Annotated in this window: 15 protein-coding genes; 6 read left to right on the forward strand and 9 right to left on the reverse strand. The window is 69.2% G+C overall.

The genetic code is table 11. The features are described from left to right. Positions 1 to 4: 4 nt before the first annotated feature. A complete protein-coding gene (locus tag DMB86_RS15590; protein WP_113718602.1) occupies positions 5 to 739 on the reverse strand; it encodes an NUDIX hydrolase in 735 nt (244 codons plus the stop codon). Positions 740 to 1,501: 762 nt separating this feature from the next. On the opposite strand from DMB86_RS15590, the gene DMB86_RS15595 reads away from it, so the two are divergent. The 5 genes from DMB86_RS15595 (at position 1,502) to DMB86_RS15615 (ending at position 5,829) form a co-directional block, all read left to right on the forward strand. Further along, positions 1,502 to 2,902, forward strand: a complete 1,401-nt coding sequence (locus DMB86_RS15595) for an amino acid permease (protein WP_113718603.1) — start codon at positions 1,502 to 1,504, stop codon at positions 2,900 to 2,902. A gap of 141 nt (positions 2,903 to 3,043) precedes the next feature. After that, entirely contained in the window at positions 3,044 to 3,862 is an 819-nt protein-coding gene (locus DMB86_RS15600; RefSeq protein ID WP_113718604.1) for an alpha/beta fold hydrolase, read from the forward strand. A 17-nt stretch (positions 3,863 to 3,879) separates the two neighbouring features. Further along, positions 3,880 to 4,710, forward strand: a complete 831-nt coding sequence (locus DMB86_RS15605) for a phosphoribosyltransferase (RefSeq protein WP_113718605.1) — start codon at positions 3,880 to 3,882, stop codon at positions 4,708 to 4,710. Between the two features lie 63 nt (positions 4,711 to 4,773). After that, the gene (locus DMB86_RS15610; RefSeq protein ID WP_113718606.1) at positions 4,774 to 5,433 is read left to right on the forward strand and encodes a phosphoribosylanthranilate isomerase; all 660 of its coding nucleotides are present in this window, start codon (positions 4,774 to 4,776) and stop codon (positions 5,431 to 5,433) included. 135 nt (positions 5,434 to 5,568) lie between these two features. Then, entirely contained in the window at positions 5,569 to 5,829 is a 261-nt protein-coding gene (locus DMB86_RS15615; protein ID WP_113718607.1) for a hypothetical protein, read from the forward strand. A 170-nt stretch (positions 5,830 to 5,999) separates the two neighbouring features. On the opposite strand, the gene DMB86_RS15620 is transcribed toward DMB86_RS15615, so the two are convergent. The 7 genes from DMB86_RS15620 to DMB86_RS15650 all read right to left on the reverse strand — a co-directional run bounded on the left by DMB86_RS15620 (position 6,000) and on the right by DMB86_RS15650 (position 15,341). Then, positions 6,000 to 7,253: an IS110 family RNA-guided transposase gene (locus DMB86_RS15620; RefSeq protein WP_113717488.1), complete on the reverse strand. Its 1,254-nt coding sequence runs from the start codon at positions 7,251 to 7,253 to the stop codon at positions 6,000 to 6,002. Between the two features lie 321 nt (positions 7,254 to 7,574). Next, entirely contained in the window at positions 7,575 to 8,888 is a 1,314-nt protein-coding gene (locus tag DMB86_RS15625; RefSeq protein WP_113718608.1) for an MFS transporter, read from the reverse strand. Between the two features lie 112 nt (positions 8,889 to 9,000). Further along, complete coding sequence (locus tag DMB86_RS15630) at positions 9,001 to 12,219, reverse strand: AAA family ATPase (RefSeq protein WP_227878774.1); 3,219 nt, start codon at positions 12,217 to 12,219, stop codon at positions 9,001 to 9,003. A 17-nt stretch (positions 12,220 to 12,236) separates the two neighbouring features. Continuing rightward, positions 12,237 to 13,406: an exonuclease SbcCD subunit D gene (locus DMB86_RS15635; protein ID WP_113718610.1), complete on the reverse strand. Its 1,170-nt coding sequence runs from the start codon at positions 13,404 to 13,406 to the stop codon at positions 12,237 to 12,239. A gap of 145 nt (positions 13,407 to 13,551) precedes the next feature. Continuing rightward, positions 13,552 to 14,490 (reverse strand): aquaporin, encoded by a 939-nt coding sequence (locus DMB86_RS15640; protein WP_113718611.1) that lies wholly within the window; start codon positions 14,488 to 14,490, stop codon positions 13,552 to 13,554. Between the two features lie 87 nt (positions 14,491 to 14,577). Then, positions 14,578 to 14,979, reverse strand: coding sequence for a DUF202 domain-containing protein (locus tag DMB86_RS15645; RefSeq protein ID WP_113718612.1), 402 nt, complete (start codon positions 14,977 to 14,979; stop codon positions 14,578 to 14,580). A 5-nt stretch (positions 14,980 to 14,984) separates the two neighbouring features. After that, entirely contained in the window at positions 14,985 to 15,341 is a 357-nt protein-coding gene (locus tag DMB86_RS15650; protein ID WP_113718613.1) for a YidH family protein, read from the reverse strand. A gap of 97 nt (positions 15,342 to 15,438) precedes the next feature. Here DMB86_RS15650 and DMB86_RS15655 point away from each other — a divergent pair, with 97 nt between their 5' ends. Continuing rightward, positions 15,439 to 16,548: an ADP-ribosylglycohydrolase family protein gene (locus DMB86_RS15655; RefSeq protein ID WP_113718614.1), complete on the forward strand. Its 1,110-nt coding sequence runs from the start codon at positions 15,439 to 15,441 to the stop codon at positions 16,546 to 16,548. A 46-nt stretch (positions 16,549 to 16,594) separates the two neighbouring features. On the opposite strand, the gene DMB86_RS15660 is transcribed toward DMB86_RS15655, so the two are convergent. Further along, positions 16,595 to 16,816, reverse strand: coding sequence for a molybdopterin-dependent oxidoreductase (locus DMB86_RS15660; protein WP_227878425.1), 222 nt, complete (start codon positions 16,814 to 16,816; stop codon positions 16,595 to 16,597). Positions 16,817 to 16,914: the final 98 nt, after the last annotated feature.

Below are 16,914 nucleotides of genomic sequence, written 5' to 3' on the forward strand. Positions count from 1 at the left end.
AAAATTACCCATGATCTGCAGGAGGGTCGGTGGCCGGGGAACGTTCCGAGGTGGTCCCGGTGTAGCGGTACAGACGGGGCGGGCGGTGCTTGCCGCCCTGCAGGTATTCGTCGGTGGCTTCAATGTGCGCCGTCTGCTTGAGCTGGCGCCGGAAGTTGGCCGGATCGACGGTGCGGTCCAGGACGGCCTCGTACACCTCGCGCACCTGGGCCAGGGTGAACGTCTCCCCGAGCAGGTGGTACGCGATGGAGCCGTAGGCCATCTTGTTCCGGAGCCGCCAGAGGGCATAGTCCACAATCTGGTTGTGGTCGAAGGCGAGCGTGCCCAGGCGGTCGGCGCGGAACCACTTCACGTTTTCCGATTCCTGCGCCATGTCCGCCTCGGTGGGCTGCACCATGGCCCAGTACACGATCGAAACGACGCGCTGGCTCGGGGAGCGGTGCAGGCCGCCAAAGGCATACAGCTGCTCAAGGTAGCTCGGCGCCAGCCCCGTGGTGTCCGCCAGGTTGCGGGCCGCCGCGTCCTGCAGCGAGTCCGCCTGGGTCAGCGGCCCGCCGGGCAGCGCCCACAGGTTCTTGAACGGCTCGCGGATGCGGCGCACCAGCGGCAGCCACAGGGTGGGCCGTCCGCTCGCCTCGCTGGGGCGCAGGGCGAAAATGACGGTGGATATGGCCAATGCCGGCGGCTGCGCCAGGCGCTCGCTGACATTGGCCGCGCTGGCAAAAGGCTCCCGGTCCATGACTCCCACCCCGATTCACTAGTTAAGGTAATTTTGACTAGAACTGATTCTACGGCGACGGCGCGGCTGAAACAAATCTTTTGAGGAAAAAGTCGCGGACACCCGTCGGGGAACCCGCCGGTTAATCACGCCGCCCGGGGTGCTGCCGTCAGTTCCTGCCCGGCTTCCGGGTGGCGAATTCCAACCGCAGCAGCGGCAGCCACTCCCGGGGAACGGCGGCGGTGAGGACCTGTCCCCCAGGTCGACGCCCAGTCCCAGCACGTGCAGGTTGGAGTCACGGCGCGCGCCCGGGACGGAATCGCCGTCGACCATGAACGCGACGCCGCGCGCCGGGGCCCGGCGCCGCTTGTCCACGTGGTCCGCACGGCATCCCACAGCAGCGGTAGCCCATCCGGGACCGCCACTGCACGAGCCAGCCCGGCAGCGGGCCGGTCAGCGAACGTCAGCAGGGATACGGGAAAGGCGGCCGCCACCTCGCCCGGCGTGGGAGGTCCGGGCCGGTCGCTGGATCCATGCTGCGGTCATAGTCCATGGCCCCAGTGCCCTGTATCGGCATCGCCGGCAACGACTGCCGCAGGGGCAGGAGCCTGCGGACTTGGGCACACAGGCGCCGTGGGGAATAATCTCCCGTGGGGCGGGCCACATTGCGGCCACGCCCCGGCACCGCCACCCGAAGCCCCGGCACCGCGCCGCCCTCCGAACCAGGACCGGCGCCCCCGATGCCGTCCCGCACCCGTACCACCGAAGAAGGCCATCTCCTCCATGAGCACCGAGCCGACCGTCGACAACCGGACCGCGCCTGCCACCTCGGGCCTGGGACACTCCCTGAAACAGCGGCAGCTGACCATGATGGGGCTGGGCAGCGCCATCGGCGCCGGGTTGTTCCTGGGCTCGGGCAAGGGCATCGAGGCAGCCGGCCCGGCCGTGCTGGTCTCCTATCTGGCCGCCGGCACCCTCATCATCCTGGTCATGTGGGCGCTGGGGGAAATGGCTGCGGCCAATCCCAACTCCGGGGCATTTTCGGTCTACGCTCAAAAGGCACTGGGCAGCGTGGCCGGGTCCACGGTGGGCTGGCTGTGGTGGCTGCAGCTGGTGGTGGTGATCGCTGCCGAGGCCCTGGGGGCGGCCTCGCTGCTGGTGGGCATTTGGCCCGTCCTGCCGGTCTGGGTGTTGACGCTGGTCTTCATGGTGGTGTTTACGGCAGTCAACCTGACCAGCGTGAAAAACTACGGCGAATTTGAGTTCTGGTTCGCGCTGCTGAAGGTTGCGGTCATTGTGCTGTTCCTGGCGTTCGGCGCCGCTCTGCTGCTCGGCTGGATCCCGGGCGCCGCGTCGCCGGGCCTGGGCAACTTCACCAACCACGGCGGCTTTGCGCCGAACGGCCTCACCGGCATTGCCACGGGACTGTTCGTGGTGGTTTTTGCCTTTGGCGGCACGGAAATCGTGGCGGTCGCCGCTGCGGAGACGGCCAACCCCGCCCGCAGCGTGGCCATCGCCGTGCGCACCGTGGTCTGGCGGATACTGGTGTTTTACGTCGGATCGATCTTTGTCATCGCGGCCATATTGCCCTGGAACTCCCCGGACCTCGACTCCCCGTTTGCGGGCGTGCTGAATTCCGCCGGCATCGCCTGGGCCGGGACCGCCATCACGCTGGTCGCCGTCGCGGCCCTGCTCTCCGCCCTGAACGCTAACCTGTATGGCGCCTCCCGCATGGTGTATTCCCTGGCGGAGCGTGGCGAGGCTCCGGCCATCTTTGGGCGCACCAGCCCGCGCCAGGTGCCGCGGGCCGCCGTCGCCGTCTCGGTGACGTTTGGGTTCGTGGCGGTGGTCCTGGAACTGCTCTTCCCCGGCAGGGTCCTGGACGCGTTGCTCAACCTGGTTGGCTCCACCTGCCTGATGGTGTGGGGCACCGCCCTGGTGTCCCAGCTGGTCCTGCGCCGCCGGGCCGACCGCGACGGCACCCGGCTCCCGCTCCGCATGGCGGGCTTCCCGGCCCTGACCGGGATCGGCCTGGCCCTGCTCGCCGCAATCTTCGCCGTCGGGTTCTTCGGCGAGCAAAGCCGCGCGCAGCTCATCGGAACGTTCGCGCTGGTGGCGGGAATCGCCGTCGTCTGCTGGCTGGCCCAGCGCCGCCAGGAAGGCAAGGCGCGCCAGAAGGCGTAGCGAATTGCTTCCGCCCTGGAATGTGACTAGCGTCTCAGGTGGACGGTGTGCTCAACGGCGCGCATGCCGTTCCACGTTGGCCCATGATTTCGCTACTGTGGATGTACGACGGCGGCACGCGCCACCGCGGGAAAGGTCACCATGTCCGCCCTTGGCAAGCACCAGGCCGCCGCGCCCGTGCACACCATTGAAGGTGCCAGCGCCGGCCTCAATGTCGCCGCGTTCAACCCGGACTCCCCCGCAGCGCTGCCCCCGATCTTCCTGATCCACGGCTTTGCCTCCTCCATTGACCTGAACTGGGTCAAGAGCGGCTGGGTGGCGGCCCTTAACCGCGCCGGGCGCCGCGTGCTCTCGGTGGACCTGCCCGGGCACGGGCAGAGCGCCGCTCCTGTCGACCTGGATTCCTACACGCCGGGAAAGATCCGCGCCGACCTGCTGCAGGTGCTCATCGATGAGGGGGTGCGACCGCTGCGCGACGGGGACCCGACGTCCGGTGTGGACCTGATCGGCTATTCGCTGGGTTCCCGTCTGGCCTGGGAGTTTGGCGCCACGCAGCCGGAGCTGGTGCGCCGGATGGTGCTCGGCGGTCCAAACCCGCACGATCCCCTGGCCGACTTCGACCTGGCCGCCGCCCAGAATTTCCTCAACGACGGCACACCCATCGCCGACGCATCCACCGCCTGGCTGCTGAACATGGCCCAGCTGGTCCCGTCGAACGACATCTTTGCCCTGCTGGCAATGGTCCAGGCCATCAAGCTGGAGCCATTCGACCCCACCGACGCCGTCCCCAAAATGCCGATCCTGCTGGTGGCCGGCGACCAGGACGAACGCGCCAGGTCGATGACCCGGCTGGCCGAACTCAGCGGGCGCGCCGAACAACGCGTCATTGCCGGACGGACCCACGAAAACACCGTGACGTCGCGGGAATTCAAGGACGCGGCCATCGCCTTCTTGAGCTAGCGGAAGCAACCGAAGCCATGGCGTACACCGCGGAACCGCGGCCCTGGCAGCCGTTCCTGGACAGGGACGACGCCGGGTCCCGGCTGGGGCTGGCGCTGCGCCGCCCGCTCGACGCGGCCATGCCGCGGGACCGCCGGCCGTGGAACGGTCGCGGCCCGGGCATCGGCCGCCACGGGAGCCGCAGCCAGGACCATGTCCACGACGACGTCGCCGGGCAGCGCTTCGCCCCGACCGCGACTGCCCTGGTGCTGGGACTGGCCCGCGGCGGCGTCCCTGTGGCCGCCGGGGCGGCGCGGGCGCTGGGTCTGCCGCTTGGCGTGCTGGTGGTCCGGAAACTGGGCGTCCCCGGCTCACCGGAGGTGGCCTTCGGCGCCGTGGCGAGCTACGCGGGCAGGACCGCGGCCGTCCACCTGGAGCGGACCGTGCAGGAGCTGCGCCGGCACGGCTATGGCGTTGAGGAGCTGGACGGGGTGGAACGCGAGGAACGGGCCGAACTGGCGCGGCGCCAGGCGCTGTACGTCCGCACGCCACAACAGGCAGTTGCCGGCCGGACCGTGCTGTTGTGCGACGACGGACTCGCCACCGGCGCCACGATGCACGCCGCGGTGTCCGTCGTGCGGGAGGCCGGTGCGGCCACCGTGCTGGCCTGCGTGCCGGCCGGACCCCAGCCCATCTGCGCCGAGCTCGCCGCCGTCGCGGACCGCGTGGTCTGCCTGCAGCCGTGGCCCAACCTCCGCGCCGTCAGCGAAGCGTACCTGAACTTCGGGCAGGTGGGCGACGCCGAGGTCCTGGCACGGCTGGACGGTTACGAGCCGCCGTCCGACAGGTCCGGGACCCCGAAGCGCTAACATGGCATGACGGCCGGATCCTCCGGACACCCCCCACCTACATCATCGGAGAGCACCGGGCCCATGGCTGGAATGTATGTCAAGATTTGCGGGTTGCGGACCGTTGAGACAATTGCGGCGGCCGCCGAGGCCGGGGCCGATGCCGTTGGGTTCGTGTTCGCGCCGGGAAGCCCGCGGACCATCACCGCCGACGCCGCCGCAGCGTTGGGGCGCGGGGTGCCACCAGGCGTGGAGACCGTGGGCGTGTTCCGCAACCAGCCCATCGGAGAAGTCCTGGCGACGGCACACCGCGCGCGGCTGACCACCGTCCAGCTGCACGGGGACGAGTCTTTCGCGGACATCGCGCGGCTCCGCCTGGAAGGATTCCGCACCCTGCGGGCGTTCTCCGCGGCCGCGTACAGCGCCTTGGACGTAGAGGCAAGGCTGGCGTGGGAGTCGGAGCGGATCCTGCTGGACGCCGTCGAACCCGGCGCCGGCGTGGCCTTTGACCCGGGGACGCTGGAGGCTGGGACGCCGCCGGGCTTTTGGCTGTTGGCCGGCGGGCTCACCGCGGAGAACGTGGGACAGCTGGCCAGCGCGGCGCGGCCGTCGGGCGTGGACGTCTCCAGCGGCGTTGAATCCAGCCGCGGCGTCAAGGACGCACGGCTCATCCGCGACTTCATCGGGGCCGTACGTGCGCTCGAGCAGCCAGGCTGCCGTCAGGGTCCACAATCAAAGATCTAAGTCTCGTCGTCCGATGGACGCGGCACGCGACGAAGACTAAAATAGGCAGCACAAAAAATGCCTACGCGTGCCAGGGACCGGTGATAAACAATGCCAGGAAAACACGGAAACAATGACCGTCCGACGCTTGACGCCATGATCCAGGACCCCACGGCGTACCCCATTTGGTGCGACCACTGTGGCACGGACGCGTTCATCTTCATCGAGTCCGCCCGCCGCCGACACTGGGCCCCGCCGGAACACCTGGATGTCACGTATTTCTGCTCAGCCTGCAACGCCTGCTACGGCCATCTGGTCAAGGAGTGGGACATCAAGGCCGAATTCATGGCCGCCATTGCCGTGGCCGTCCGTCCGCACGCCATCGCCGACCGCGCCGACTACGACCGGGCGTCCTGAACCGCGCCGACTACGACCGGGCGTCCTGAACCGCGCCGACTACGACCGGGCGTCCTGAACCGCGCCGACTACGACCGGGCGTCCTGAACCGCGCCGCCCGGGCGGCTCCCCCACCGGCAGAATGCCATCAGACACCGCAGCAGGCACTACTGATACGAAAATAGGGTGGGTTAGGCCGCCTGGGTGAGTGTCACCTCGTATCCAAGCTGCTTGAGTGCCCTGAGGGCGTGTTGGCGGGTCCTGTCGTTGTTGGCCTGGTCGTATCGGCGCGGGTGTGGTTCTTCGTAGGCGACGCCGTTGGCGAGCATGTTCCAGATGTCCGTGATGAGTGTGTGTCCGGTGGCGACGATGGCGCGGGGCTTGCCGCGGCGGTTGGCGATTCTTTTGTAGCGTGTGGGCAGGAAGCCGCCCTTTTGCTTGGCGATGTTCAGCGCGGCCTGCCCGAGGGCGGCCTTGAGGTACTTGTCGCCCTTGCTGGTCGCGGCGGGCTTGTGGCGGCCGGCGGATTCGTTGTTGCCGGGCGCGACGCCGGCCCAGGAAGCGAGTTGGGCCGAGGTGGGAAACGCGGCCATGTTCCCGCCTGTTTCGGCGATGATGACTTGGGCGATGGTGGTCTTCACGCCCGGGATCGTGGAGAGCAGTTCGATGTCGGTGCGAAAGGGCGCAAACGCCTCGGTGATCTGCGCATCGAGGGCGGCCAGGCGTGCCTGCTGGGCGTTCAGCTCGTCCAGGTGGAAGGCGACCATGAACGCGTCGTGTGCGGTGAAGCGGATCCCGGTGAGGGCCTGCTCCAGCTCGTCGGTCTTGTTCTTCAGCCGGCCCTTGGCCAGGGCGGCCAGCGCCTTCGGGTCGCGTTCACCGCCGGCCAGGGCGCGCAGGATCAGCGTGGAGGTCACCCCGTCCAGGTCCGAGACCACGGAGGAGAGCTTGCTTCCGGTGCTTTCCAGGTACTTCTCCAGCCGCTGCAGTTCACTGGCGCGCCCGAAGGTGATCGTGCTGCGGGCCCGGGTCAAATCCCGCAACACCCGGATTGGCGGGGGTGGCACGAACGAAGGTGCGAGCATCCCCCACGAGGCGGTCTTCGCCAGCCAGTGGGCATCGGAAACGTCCGTCTTGCGCCCTGGCAGGTTCCGTGCCTGGCGGGCGTTGACCAGCTGCACCGGGACGGTGTCCTCGAGCAGGTAGAAGTACGGCTTCCAATAATCGCTGGTGGACTCCATCACGACCAACTCCAGCTGCGCTTCTTCCAGGAACGCCTTCAGCTTCATGATCTCCGGCACCGTCGCACCCCAGGTCGTGACCTCGGAATGGTACCGGTTGCGCTGGGTCGAGGGCACCCTCACGCAAACCTTCACATCACTCTTGGACACATCCATGCCCGCCACACGGCGGTACACCACATCATTCGGATCCTTGGTTCCCATCACAATCCCTCCAACGGTACAGACATGCTGCGCCCCGGCACGGGGTGCGTGCCCGTGAAGGGGAGGGCGGGATAAAACTAAGGAAACTGATACGCGTGCTCGAAGCAACAATCCACGGTGCCCATGGAAGCCCTCCGCGCCAAGCTAGTCCACAAGCTCAAGGCATCATAGTCGCACCGGCGTCGACGATCACAGACACCACCATCATCACCCCGGCAACACCGCCGGGCAAGGGCACACGGCGCCACGGAAGCGCACACACGGCGCCACGGAAGCGCACACATTTTCGGCACCCACTGGCGCGGCGAAGCCGCCCATTTGCTAGTCCGTGGTCCGGCGCAACACCACCGCGGTCACCAGGCCCAGCAGCAGCAGCGTCCCGGCCGCGGCGACCGGCACAACGAACGCCGCCTGGTAGCCCGAGGACTGCGCCAGCGCGCCGGCAATGGAGGAGCCCACCGCGGTCCCGGCGACAATGCCGCTGGCCAGGGCCGTCATGACCGTGCCCATCCACTGGGGCGGGGCGATGACGCTTCCCACGCTGAAGATGGTGACCATGGTGGGCCCCACCGGGATGCCCACCAGCAGCAGGACCACGATCATGGTTCCCAGGCTGCCAGGCAGGAAGAATGCCGCCGCGCCGGCGCTCATGAGCGCCGCGGCCAGCACCCACCGCCAGGCGTGCGTGAAAGCGGCGGGCCAGTAGGCCACGGACAGCGCGGCGACGGCGGAGCTGGCGCCCATGACGGCGTACATGAGCCCGGCCTGGTCCACCGAACCGTAGACACCGGTAAACGCCGTCAGCGCGGTTTGGGAGGAGCCGAAAAATGTTCCCATGCACAGCATGCCCGCCACCGGGACGGCGACCTTGAACCAGTTGACCGACTCCTGTGGGACGTATCCGGCGTTGCCCGAGGCGGACCTGCGGGTGCCGGCGGCGGCGTGGGTGGGGTGGATGGCAAAGAGCGTCACGAGGGTCAGTGTCATGGCGGCGGCCAGGATCAGCGGCAGCCACGGCGCGACGAGCGAGGCCAGCAGGCCGACGAGGGCCGGCCCCAGGACGAACGTGACCTCGTCCGCCGTGCCTTCCAGCGACAGCGCCGTGTCGACCACGGCCGCGCGCTGCTCCTTGGGCAGCTTCCGGCTCAGCGCCATCCACCGCACGCGGGACAGCGGCCCCACCTGCGGCGAGGTGGCCCCGGCCAGCAGCGTGGTTCCCAGGACGGCCCACGTGGCGGCGGGCGTGAACGTGTCCGTGGCGTACACCAGCACGACGACGGCGCCCACGATCAGGGCATTGGCCACCGCCGCGACAATCAGGACCGGCTTCTGGCCGAGCCTGTCCGCCAGGTAGCCGACCAGCGGGGCGCCGATGGCGGCGCCCACCCCCACGGATCCGGCCGCAAAACCGCCGATGGCATAAGACTCGCTGATGGCCGTGACCAGGGTAAGCACGCCGATGGTGAGCATGGCGAGGGGTACGCGGGCAAAGAGGCCCAGCGGGATGTAGGAGTTTCCGGCCAGCCGCGGCAGCATGCCGTAGCGGCCGACTTTTTTCGCCGGCGGCTGCCCGGGGGCCTGTCCCGCGAACGGTTCGGCGGTGGATCCGGCGGACGTGGAATGGGGGGTGGTCATCATTTATCCGGTCAACAAAAGGGCGTGCACCGTCCCCGCCACCCGGTGCACCCGACCCAAATACGCCTCCCAGTCTACCGGGCTGGCAACGATCCCCCGCTCCCGCGCCGGCTCACACCATGTCCAGCGCCAGTGTTGATCCGTTGCGGCCCTTGGTGACCTGCAGATGAACCGGAATGCGGGTCTTCATTTCCGCCACGTGGCTGACCAGCCCCACCACCCGGCCGCCGTCGCGCAGCCCTTCGAGCGCATCCATGACCTGGTCCAGGGACTCCTCGTCCAAGCTGCCAAAGCCCTCGTCCACGAACAACGTTTCGATGTCCAGGCCGCCGGATTCCTGCTGCACCACATCCGCCAGCCCCAGCGCCAGTGACAACGAAGCCATGAACGATTCCCCGCCGGACAGCGTGGACGTGTCGCGGCTGCGCTGCGTCCATTCGTCCACCACCGCCAGCCCCAGCCCCGACTTCCTGTTCCCCCCGGCCTTCGCGTCCGTGTGGCTGAGGGTGTAGCGCTGCCCGCTCATGGTGGACAGCCGCACCGACGCCGCCATGGCCACCTGCTCCAGCCGGGCCGCCAGGACGTAGCTGGTCAACGTCATCTTCAGCTGGTTGTCCCCCGCGCCGCGGACGGCGTCCGCCAGCCCGGCCACCAGCGCGGCCCGCTCCCGCAGGGGCGCAACGAGCGCTTCCCGGGCTTGGAAGGCGGCGGCGGTTTCCGCCACCTGCCCGCTGGCCTGCCGCGCCAGGCCCAACCGCACGGCGGACTGCTCGGCGGCAGTGGCCCGGCGCCGCGCCTCCTCCTGACGCAGCGCCAGTTCCCCGGCAGACGCGGCCCCAACGCCCTTCGCGGCCTCCAGTGCGGCCTCGGCCACCTCCGCCCGCTCCAGCTGCGCCATGTTGAGGGTCACGTCGCGTTCATGGGCTGCCAGCTGTTCCTGCCTGGCAGCCGCCTCCGCCTTCGCCAGCAGCGCCCCGCGAACCTGCGCCGCGTCGGCAAAGGTGCTGTCAGCGAGCGCATCCTCCAGCGCGCCAGCCGCCTCCGCGGCCGCCTCCACCGTGGAATTCCGCCGCCGAAGCGCTTCCACCAGCGCTCCTGTGGCCCCCTGCGCGCCAACGATGGCCCGTTGCCGTGCCGCGAGCGATTCGTATCCTTCCCTGGCCGCGGCCAGCCCGGCCTTCAGCTGCTCCACTTCCTGGGCCAGCGCGGCGTTGCCGGCGGTGAGCGAGGCCATCTGCTGGCTGCCGGACAGCAGCGCCGCCTGGGCCCGGGCCACGGCGGCCTCCAGCGTGTCCGCCTCCTTGGCGAGTGCGGTGTGTCGGGCCGCTTCCGCCACGGCCGCCTCCAACTCGTCCTTGGCACGAACGACGGCGGCATCCGCCTCCCCTGCCTCGGCGTCGCCGCCGCGTCCTGCCAGGACGGCGAGCGCCTGCCGGGCCTGCACCAGTTCGGCCTGGGACTCCGCAGCCCGCTTCTCCGCCTTGTCACTGGCAAGTTTGGCAGCCTTCTCCGCCTGCACCGCCCCCGTCCCCGAGCCGGCCAGTTCCGACGGTGCGGGATGCACGGTGCTGCCGCACACCTGGCAGGGGTCCCCGTCCACCAGGAGCGCGGCCAGCTCCCCTGCGGCCAGGGAATGCCGGCGTTCGACGGCTTCCAGCCACGCCTGCTTGGCGTCCACGGCCTCCTCGCGCACCAGCAGATCGCGCGCGGCGAGGCGTTCCACCCCGGCCAGCTGCCCCGCATGCTGGGCGATGCCGGCCACCAGCCGTTCAGCGGCCTGGTGCCGCTCCGTGGCCTGCTCGACGGAGACCGCGGTCAGGCGCAGCCGGGCAAGTTCGGCCTTCACGTCCGCCAGCCGCGCCCTTCCCGTGGCTTCGGTGTCGCGCTGTTCGGCGACCTCCGCCGTCACGGCAACCAGCGCCCTTTCTCCGGCGGCAAGTTCCCCGGCTGCGCGGACCAGTCGCTTTTCCCCCGGCAGGGCGGCCGTGAGGGAACCGAGCTGTTCCGCGAGCGCCTTGTCCACGCGTGCCAGCAGCGGCAGGCCCGGCGCCGTGGCGGTCCCGTTGTCGCCCGTGCCGGTGCCGCCCAATGATTCGGCCACGCCGGTTGCCAGCGCGTTGGCCGCAAAAGCGCGGTGTGCCTGCTCCGCGGCGGCCTCCGCCTCCGCGCGGCCGCGGGCCGCGTTGGCGGCGGCCGCAACCACGGCGGCAAGAACCTCTGCCTCATGGTGGCGCGTCAGCGACTCGCGCCACCGGCCGGCGTCGGCGGCCAGCCCGGCCAGGCGCGCCTGTTCGGCCACCGCGGCGTCACGCAGCGCGTGCCGGGACCGGCGTCCCTCCTCCTCCACGACCGCCTCCGCGGCGTCCCGTGCCGCATCGGCAGTGGCGGCGGCTTCGCAGGATGCCTGCCGGACGGCTTCGTCCAGCGACGTGGTCAGCCAGGCGAAAAGCTCGGCTCCGGAGGATTCCAGGCCGCCTCCCTCCCCCGGTTCCTCCGCCCCGCCGTCGCCGGCATCCACCCCGTCCGGATTTTCCGCCACGCCGCCAACAGACCCAGCGTCCGTGTCCTCCGCACCGCACCAGCTCTCCACCTCGGCGTCGCCGTCCGAGCCGCCCGCGCCGGAACCACTTCCGTCGACGTCGCCGGCCGGCTGCGCCGGCGGACCGGCTTGTTCGAGCGCAGCAGAGGCCTGGCTGCGGGCCAGCCGCTCCAGCCCTTCCAGCTGTGCCAGCCCGGACGCCACCTGGGCGGCGGCTTCCCGGGCCTCGGCGGCGAGCCGTGTTTCAAGGTTCTGGTAGAGCTCGGTGCCGAACAGCTTCTCCAGCAGTTCCTCGCGGTCCTTGGCGTTGGCGCGCAGGAACGCGGCAAATTCACCCTGGGCCAGCAGGATCACCTTGGTGAACTGCTCCATGTTCATGCCTAGGAGGCGTTGGATCTCGGTCGCGGCCTCGTCGTTGCGCTGGGAGAGCGGGACCCATTCGCCGTCGACCATTTCACGCAGCTGGGTGCTGGCCTGCTCGCGGGTGGTGCCGGTGCCGCGCTTGGCAGGACGCATCCACTCCGGGCTCCGCCGCACCTCCAGCCGGCGGCCGCCGGCGCTGAATTCGCACAGCACTTCCGGGCCCACGCCGTCGGCGGCATGATGGCTGCGCAGGCTCTTGATCGCTTCGTTCCGGGCGCCGGGGATCCTGCCGTACAGGGCATAGGCGACCGCGTCCAGCACGCTGGTCTTGCCCGCCCCGGTGGGGCCGTTGAGGAGAAACAGCCCCTGGGCGCCCAGGGCGTCAAAGTCGACTGTTTCGTTCCCGGCAAAGGGGCCGAACGCCTGCATTTCCAAGCGGTGGATCCTCACAGCGCCGCCTCCCCGGCCCGGACGGACGCCAGCGCCTCGCGCAGGACCCCTTGTTCGCCGTCGTCCGCGGGCCGGTGCCGTACGTGGTCCAGGAATCCGCAGCACAGGTCGAGCTCGTCCACGGCCGCGGACACGCGCTGGCTGTAGGTCTTCGCGTCCGCATCGCGCGCGTTTTCCGGCTCAAACATGAGCACCAGCGTGTGGGGGAAGCGCGTGCGCAGCTGTTCCATGGCGTTGGCGGGCCGGTCGTCGTCCGTCAGCGTCACCTGGCAGTAGTGCGCCTCCTTGGCCGCCCATTGCGGGTCCGCCAGCAGTTCCGGGAGCTTGCCGCGCAGCACGGACAGCGGACGCTCCACCGGCCAGTCGACCCGGCGGACCTCCTTCAGGCCGTCCTCCGTGATCTCCACGAGCCACGCACCCTTGGTGTGGGCGGCCTCGGAGAATGAATAGGGCAGCGGGGACCCGGAGTAGCGGACGGCTTCACCCAGCCTTTGGCGGCCGTGCAGGTGGCCAAGCGCGGTGTAGGTGAACCCGTCAAAGAGGTCCAGCGGCACCGCACCCACGCCGCCGATGGCCAGGTCCCGTTCGCTGGCGGATGTGATCCCGCCACTGGCGAAGGTGTGGGCCAGCACGACGGCGGCCGTCCCTTCCGCCCGTCCGGCCAGGTCGGCACGGATCAGTTTCACGGCGGCCTCGGTGACACTGAAATGGGAGGCGGGTTCGGCGTCCAGCGAACCGGCAACGAGTCGCGGCTCCAGATACGGAATGCCGTAGACGGCCAGCTGCGGTCCGTCGGGGCGGTCGGCGTCGAGCGGGAAGAGCACAGGGGTGTCCAGGTCGGCGATGCGGGTGCGCAGGTGCACGCCCGCCCGCTCCATGATGCGTCCGCCGAAGCCCAGGCGTGTGGCGGAGTCGTGGTTGCCGCTGGTGATGACGATGGGCACGCCGGCGGCGTTCAGCCGGGCCAGGATGTCGTCGAAGAGGTTAACCACGTCCACATTGGGCAACGCGCGGTCATAGACGTCGCCGGCCAGCAGGACCACATCCACTTCCTCTTCCGCGACGGTGGCCAGGAGCTGGTCGGCGAAGCGGCGCTGGGCGGCCAGCGTGCCGACGCCGTGGAACGAGCGGCCCAAATGCCAGTCTGAGGTGTGCAGGAGCTTCATGGTTCAAAGCTATCCGACGCCACTGACATTCCCGTCCGCCCATCCCCCCATGCGGCAACTGACCCGCAGTACATGTCGAAAAGTCGCCGCTCGGGACGAATTTTCGACATGTACTGCGGGTCAGTTTTAGCCGGCCCAGGCCGGGCTACTTGCCCGTGGCGTCGAAGAAGTCCTGGGCGTCGCTGCGCATCGCTGCCGCTGCTGCTGGGGCAGGAGCTTTCACAGGGTTCGACCCGGCGCTGGCATCGGCGGCGGAAACCGGCGTCGGCAGCGCGTCCAAGGCATCGGCCGCCAACGTCTCGGCAGGAGACGGCGCGACGTCCGCGGCACGCGCGCCGGCGCCGTCGTCGTCCGAGTCAAGGGCGGCCGGTGGGACAAAGGTGCGGAAAATCGCGGCCGCCAGCGCCGCGCCGAAGAGCGGCGCGAGCCAGAACAGCCACAGCTGGCCGGCTGCCCAGGAGTCGGTGAAGAAGACCACGGCGGTGGACGCGGCCGGGTTCAGCGAGCTGTTGCCCACGGGCAGGGCGATGGTGATGGAGACGGCCATCGCCAGGCCGATGCCGAAGGGCGCAAAGGTTTTCGTGTTCCGGGCGTGGGTTGCGCCCAGGACAACGGCGACGAGGACGGCGGCGGTAACAATTTCCACGATCATGACACCCACCATGGGCACCTTCAGCGGGGAGTGCGTGTCAAAGCCGCTGGCCAGGGTGCCAAAGACCTTCGAAATGCCGCCCGAGGCGGGAATGACCGTCACGAGCCCGTAAATCACGCCCGCCGCCAGCATGGCGCCGATGGTCTGCGCCACCACGTAAAGGACCATGGACAGCCACTTGATCCGGCCGGCCACCGCCATGGCGAGGGAGAAGGCCGGGTTGAAATAGCCGTTGGAGACGTTGCCGAAGGAAATCAGGGCCGCCACCATGGCCAGCCCGTAGCCGAACGCCACCGCCGACGTCGAGGCGCTGAACAGCGCAGTGGCCAGACCCACAAAGACAATGAAGAAGCTGCCCAGAGCCTCAATGAAAATGTGGGTGCCCAGCGGGTGTCGCTGCACGGGTGCGGGGGCCGTTCCGGAAGTGCTCATGGTGAAGAAAATCCTTCGGTGGGGGAAATCGGTGGGAAACAACGGTTGCGGCTGCGCAGCCCCGCGCCGATGACTGCTCGCCCGCAATCACATCCCCAGGGCAATGGCGCAGACTGCCGCGACCGCCAGAGCCACTATAGCGGCCGATGCTGTGCGTACAGTAAGTGCCGACGCGGCAATGCCCGCTGCATGGTCCAGGTCTTCGACGCCGGCATGCAGCACCTTGATCCGGCACACCGCCAGGCCCACCACCACCAGCGTGGTCAGGCAGGCCACCATGGCGCACACGCCCAGCCCGATGACGTGGACCGAAGGACCGGAGGCGAACAGCGCGCCGGGCCGGCTGTTTTCGTGGTTGAGCGCGTGCAGCCAGCCGCGCCAGATGAAGATGTCCGCGGCGATGGCGCTCAGGATGGTCCGACGCCAGGACAGGGCGGTGCGCTCGGGCTGCAGCCCGGGGTCGCGGCCGTCACGTTGCGGGGGCTCCACCGCGCTCAGGGCCGGGTCAGGATCAAGACGGCGAACACCAGGGCGGCCGCGGCCACCACCACCGTCATCCCGAGCATGAGCCAGGAATGGGGCAGTTCCTGGTTGTTCCGCATGGCCTGTTCCTGGTGGGCCCAGCGCTTGTAGCTGACAACGGCCAGCGAGGCGCCGATCAGGGCCAGCACCATGCACAGGACAATCCGCACGGCCGTGGGCGCGATCTCGGGTGCCAGCTGGTCGATGCCAACGGCACCGGCCAGCAGTGCCAGCGCCGTGCGGACCCACGCCAGAAAGGTGCGCTCATTGGCCAGTGAAAACCTGTAGTCGGGGGTCTTTCCAGTCCGTCGCCAAGCGGGCTCGCGCATGTGTCTCCTTGTTTTTGCGGTGTGCTGCGATTCTACCGGCGCACGTTGACACGCTGGGCCGCAGGGCGGCGAGTCCCCGCAGCGGTAAATTGGAACCATGAGCAGCCAGCCGGAAACCGTCAACGCCCCGCCCGCCGATTTTGCCAGCCGTGTCCACGGCACGCTGCTGGGCGGGTCGCTGGGCGACGCGCTGGGATACCTGGTGGAGTTTGATTCGCTGGCGGACATCAGGGCCACCTATGGTCCGGCCGGACTGGTCGACCTCTCCCAGGCCGACGGGCCCGTCCATTTTTCCGACGACACCCAGATGACCCTCTACACCCTGGACGGGCTCCTGGAGGTGCTGGAGTGGGCCAACGACGGGGTGGGCGCCGACATCAACGCGTGCCAATGGCTCGCCTGCCTTCGGTGGCTGAAAACCCAGGGCATCCGCCCCACCGGTTCCGCACCTGAGCCGCAGCCGCGCTGGATCGACGCCCAGAGCGTGCTCCACCACCAGCGCCACCCGGGCAACGCCTGCGTCTCCGGACTGGCGGGCGGCCACATGGGCACCGTCTTCCGCCCGGTGAACCCGGATTCCAAGGGCTGCGGGACCGTGATGCGGTCCGCGCCGTACGGCCTGATCCCCAACGTTCCCTCGGAGGCCGTCTACAAGATGAGCTCGGACGCCGCGTCGCTGACTCACGGGCACCCGTCCGCCCGGCAAAGTTCCGGCGCGTTCAGCTGGCTGATCCACGCACTGGCGGTGGGCGGGATGGAGCTGCGCGCGGCCGTTGAATCGGCGCGCCTCCGCGCCCATGCCGAACCGTCCGCCGACCCGGACCTGCTGGCCCGCCTGGACGCCGCCCTCACGCTTTCCAGCCCGGAAGCCCTTGCCGCGCACGACGGCGGAGCCCTCTCCGGAGGGCTGCTCACCGACGCGCTGGGGCTGGGTTGGGTGGCGGAGGAGGCACTCGCCGTGGGGCTTTACGCGGTGCTCGCGACGGCCCCCGGCGCCGTTTCCCCGGTGGAGCACTTCCTGGCGGCCATGCGCCTGGCCGTCAACCACGACGGCGACAGCGACTCCACCGGGTCCATCGCCGGGAACATCCTGGGCGCGCTGTACGGCGAGGCTGCGCTTCCCGGCGCCTGGCTGCAACTGGCCGAGGCGCCCCAGCTCATCCGCCACCTCGGTGGGGAGCTGGTCAAGCTCACCACCGGTGCCTGACCCGCCTCCACCGGTCCTCGCACCGGGCCCGGCCCCCGACGTCGAACTAGATGGATTGGCGGTACCCGAAAAATTCGTGATCGTTGTTGTAGCCGCCCAGACCGCCGCCGACGTCGGCGAAGTCCTCGACGAATTCGATGCCCTTGATCCATTTGACGAGTTTGAATCCAAGCTGGGTCTCGTTGCGCAGACGAAGTGGTGCGCCGTGGCCGAACGAGAGCGGTTTGTCGTTCATGTCGTAGGCAAGCATGGCCAACTTGTAGCTCATCTGTTCAATGGGCTGGGCGTCGTCTTAGGGCCAAGATCTACGTCCATTCGAGGCAGTAGTACGCGGACCGCGACATTGAACTTCGCACCAACACCGGG

It is taken from the genome of Arthrobacter dokdonellae (genome assembly GCF_003268655.1).
GTDB lineage: Bacteria > Actinomycetota > Actinomycetes > Actinomycetales > Micrococcaceae > Specibacter > Specibacter dokdonellae.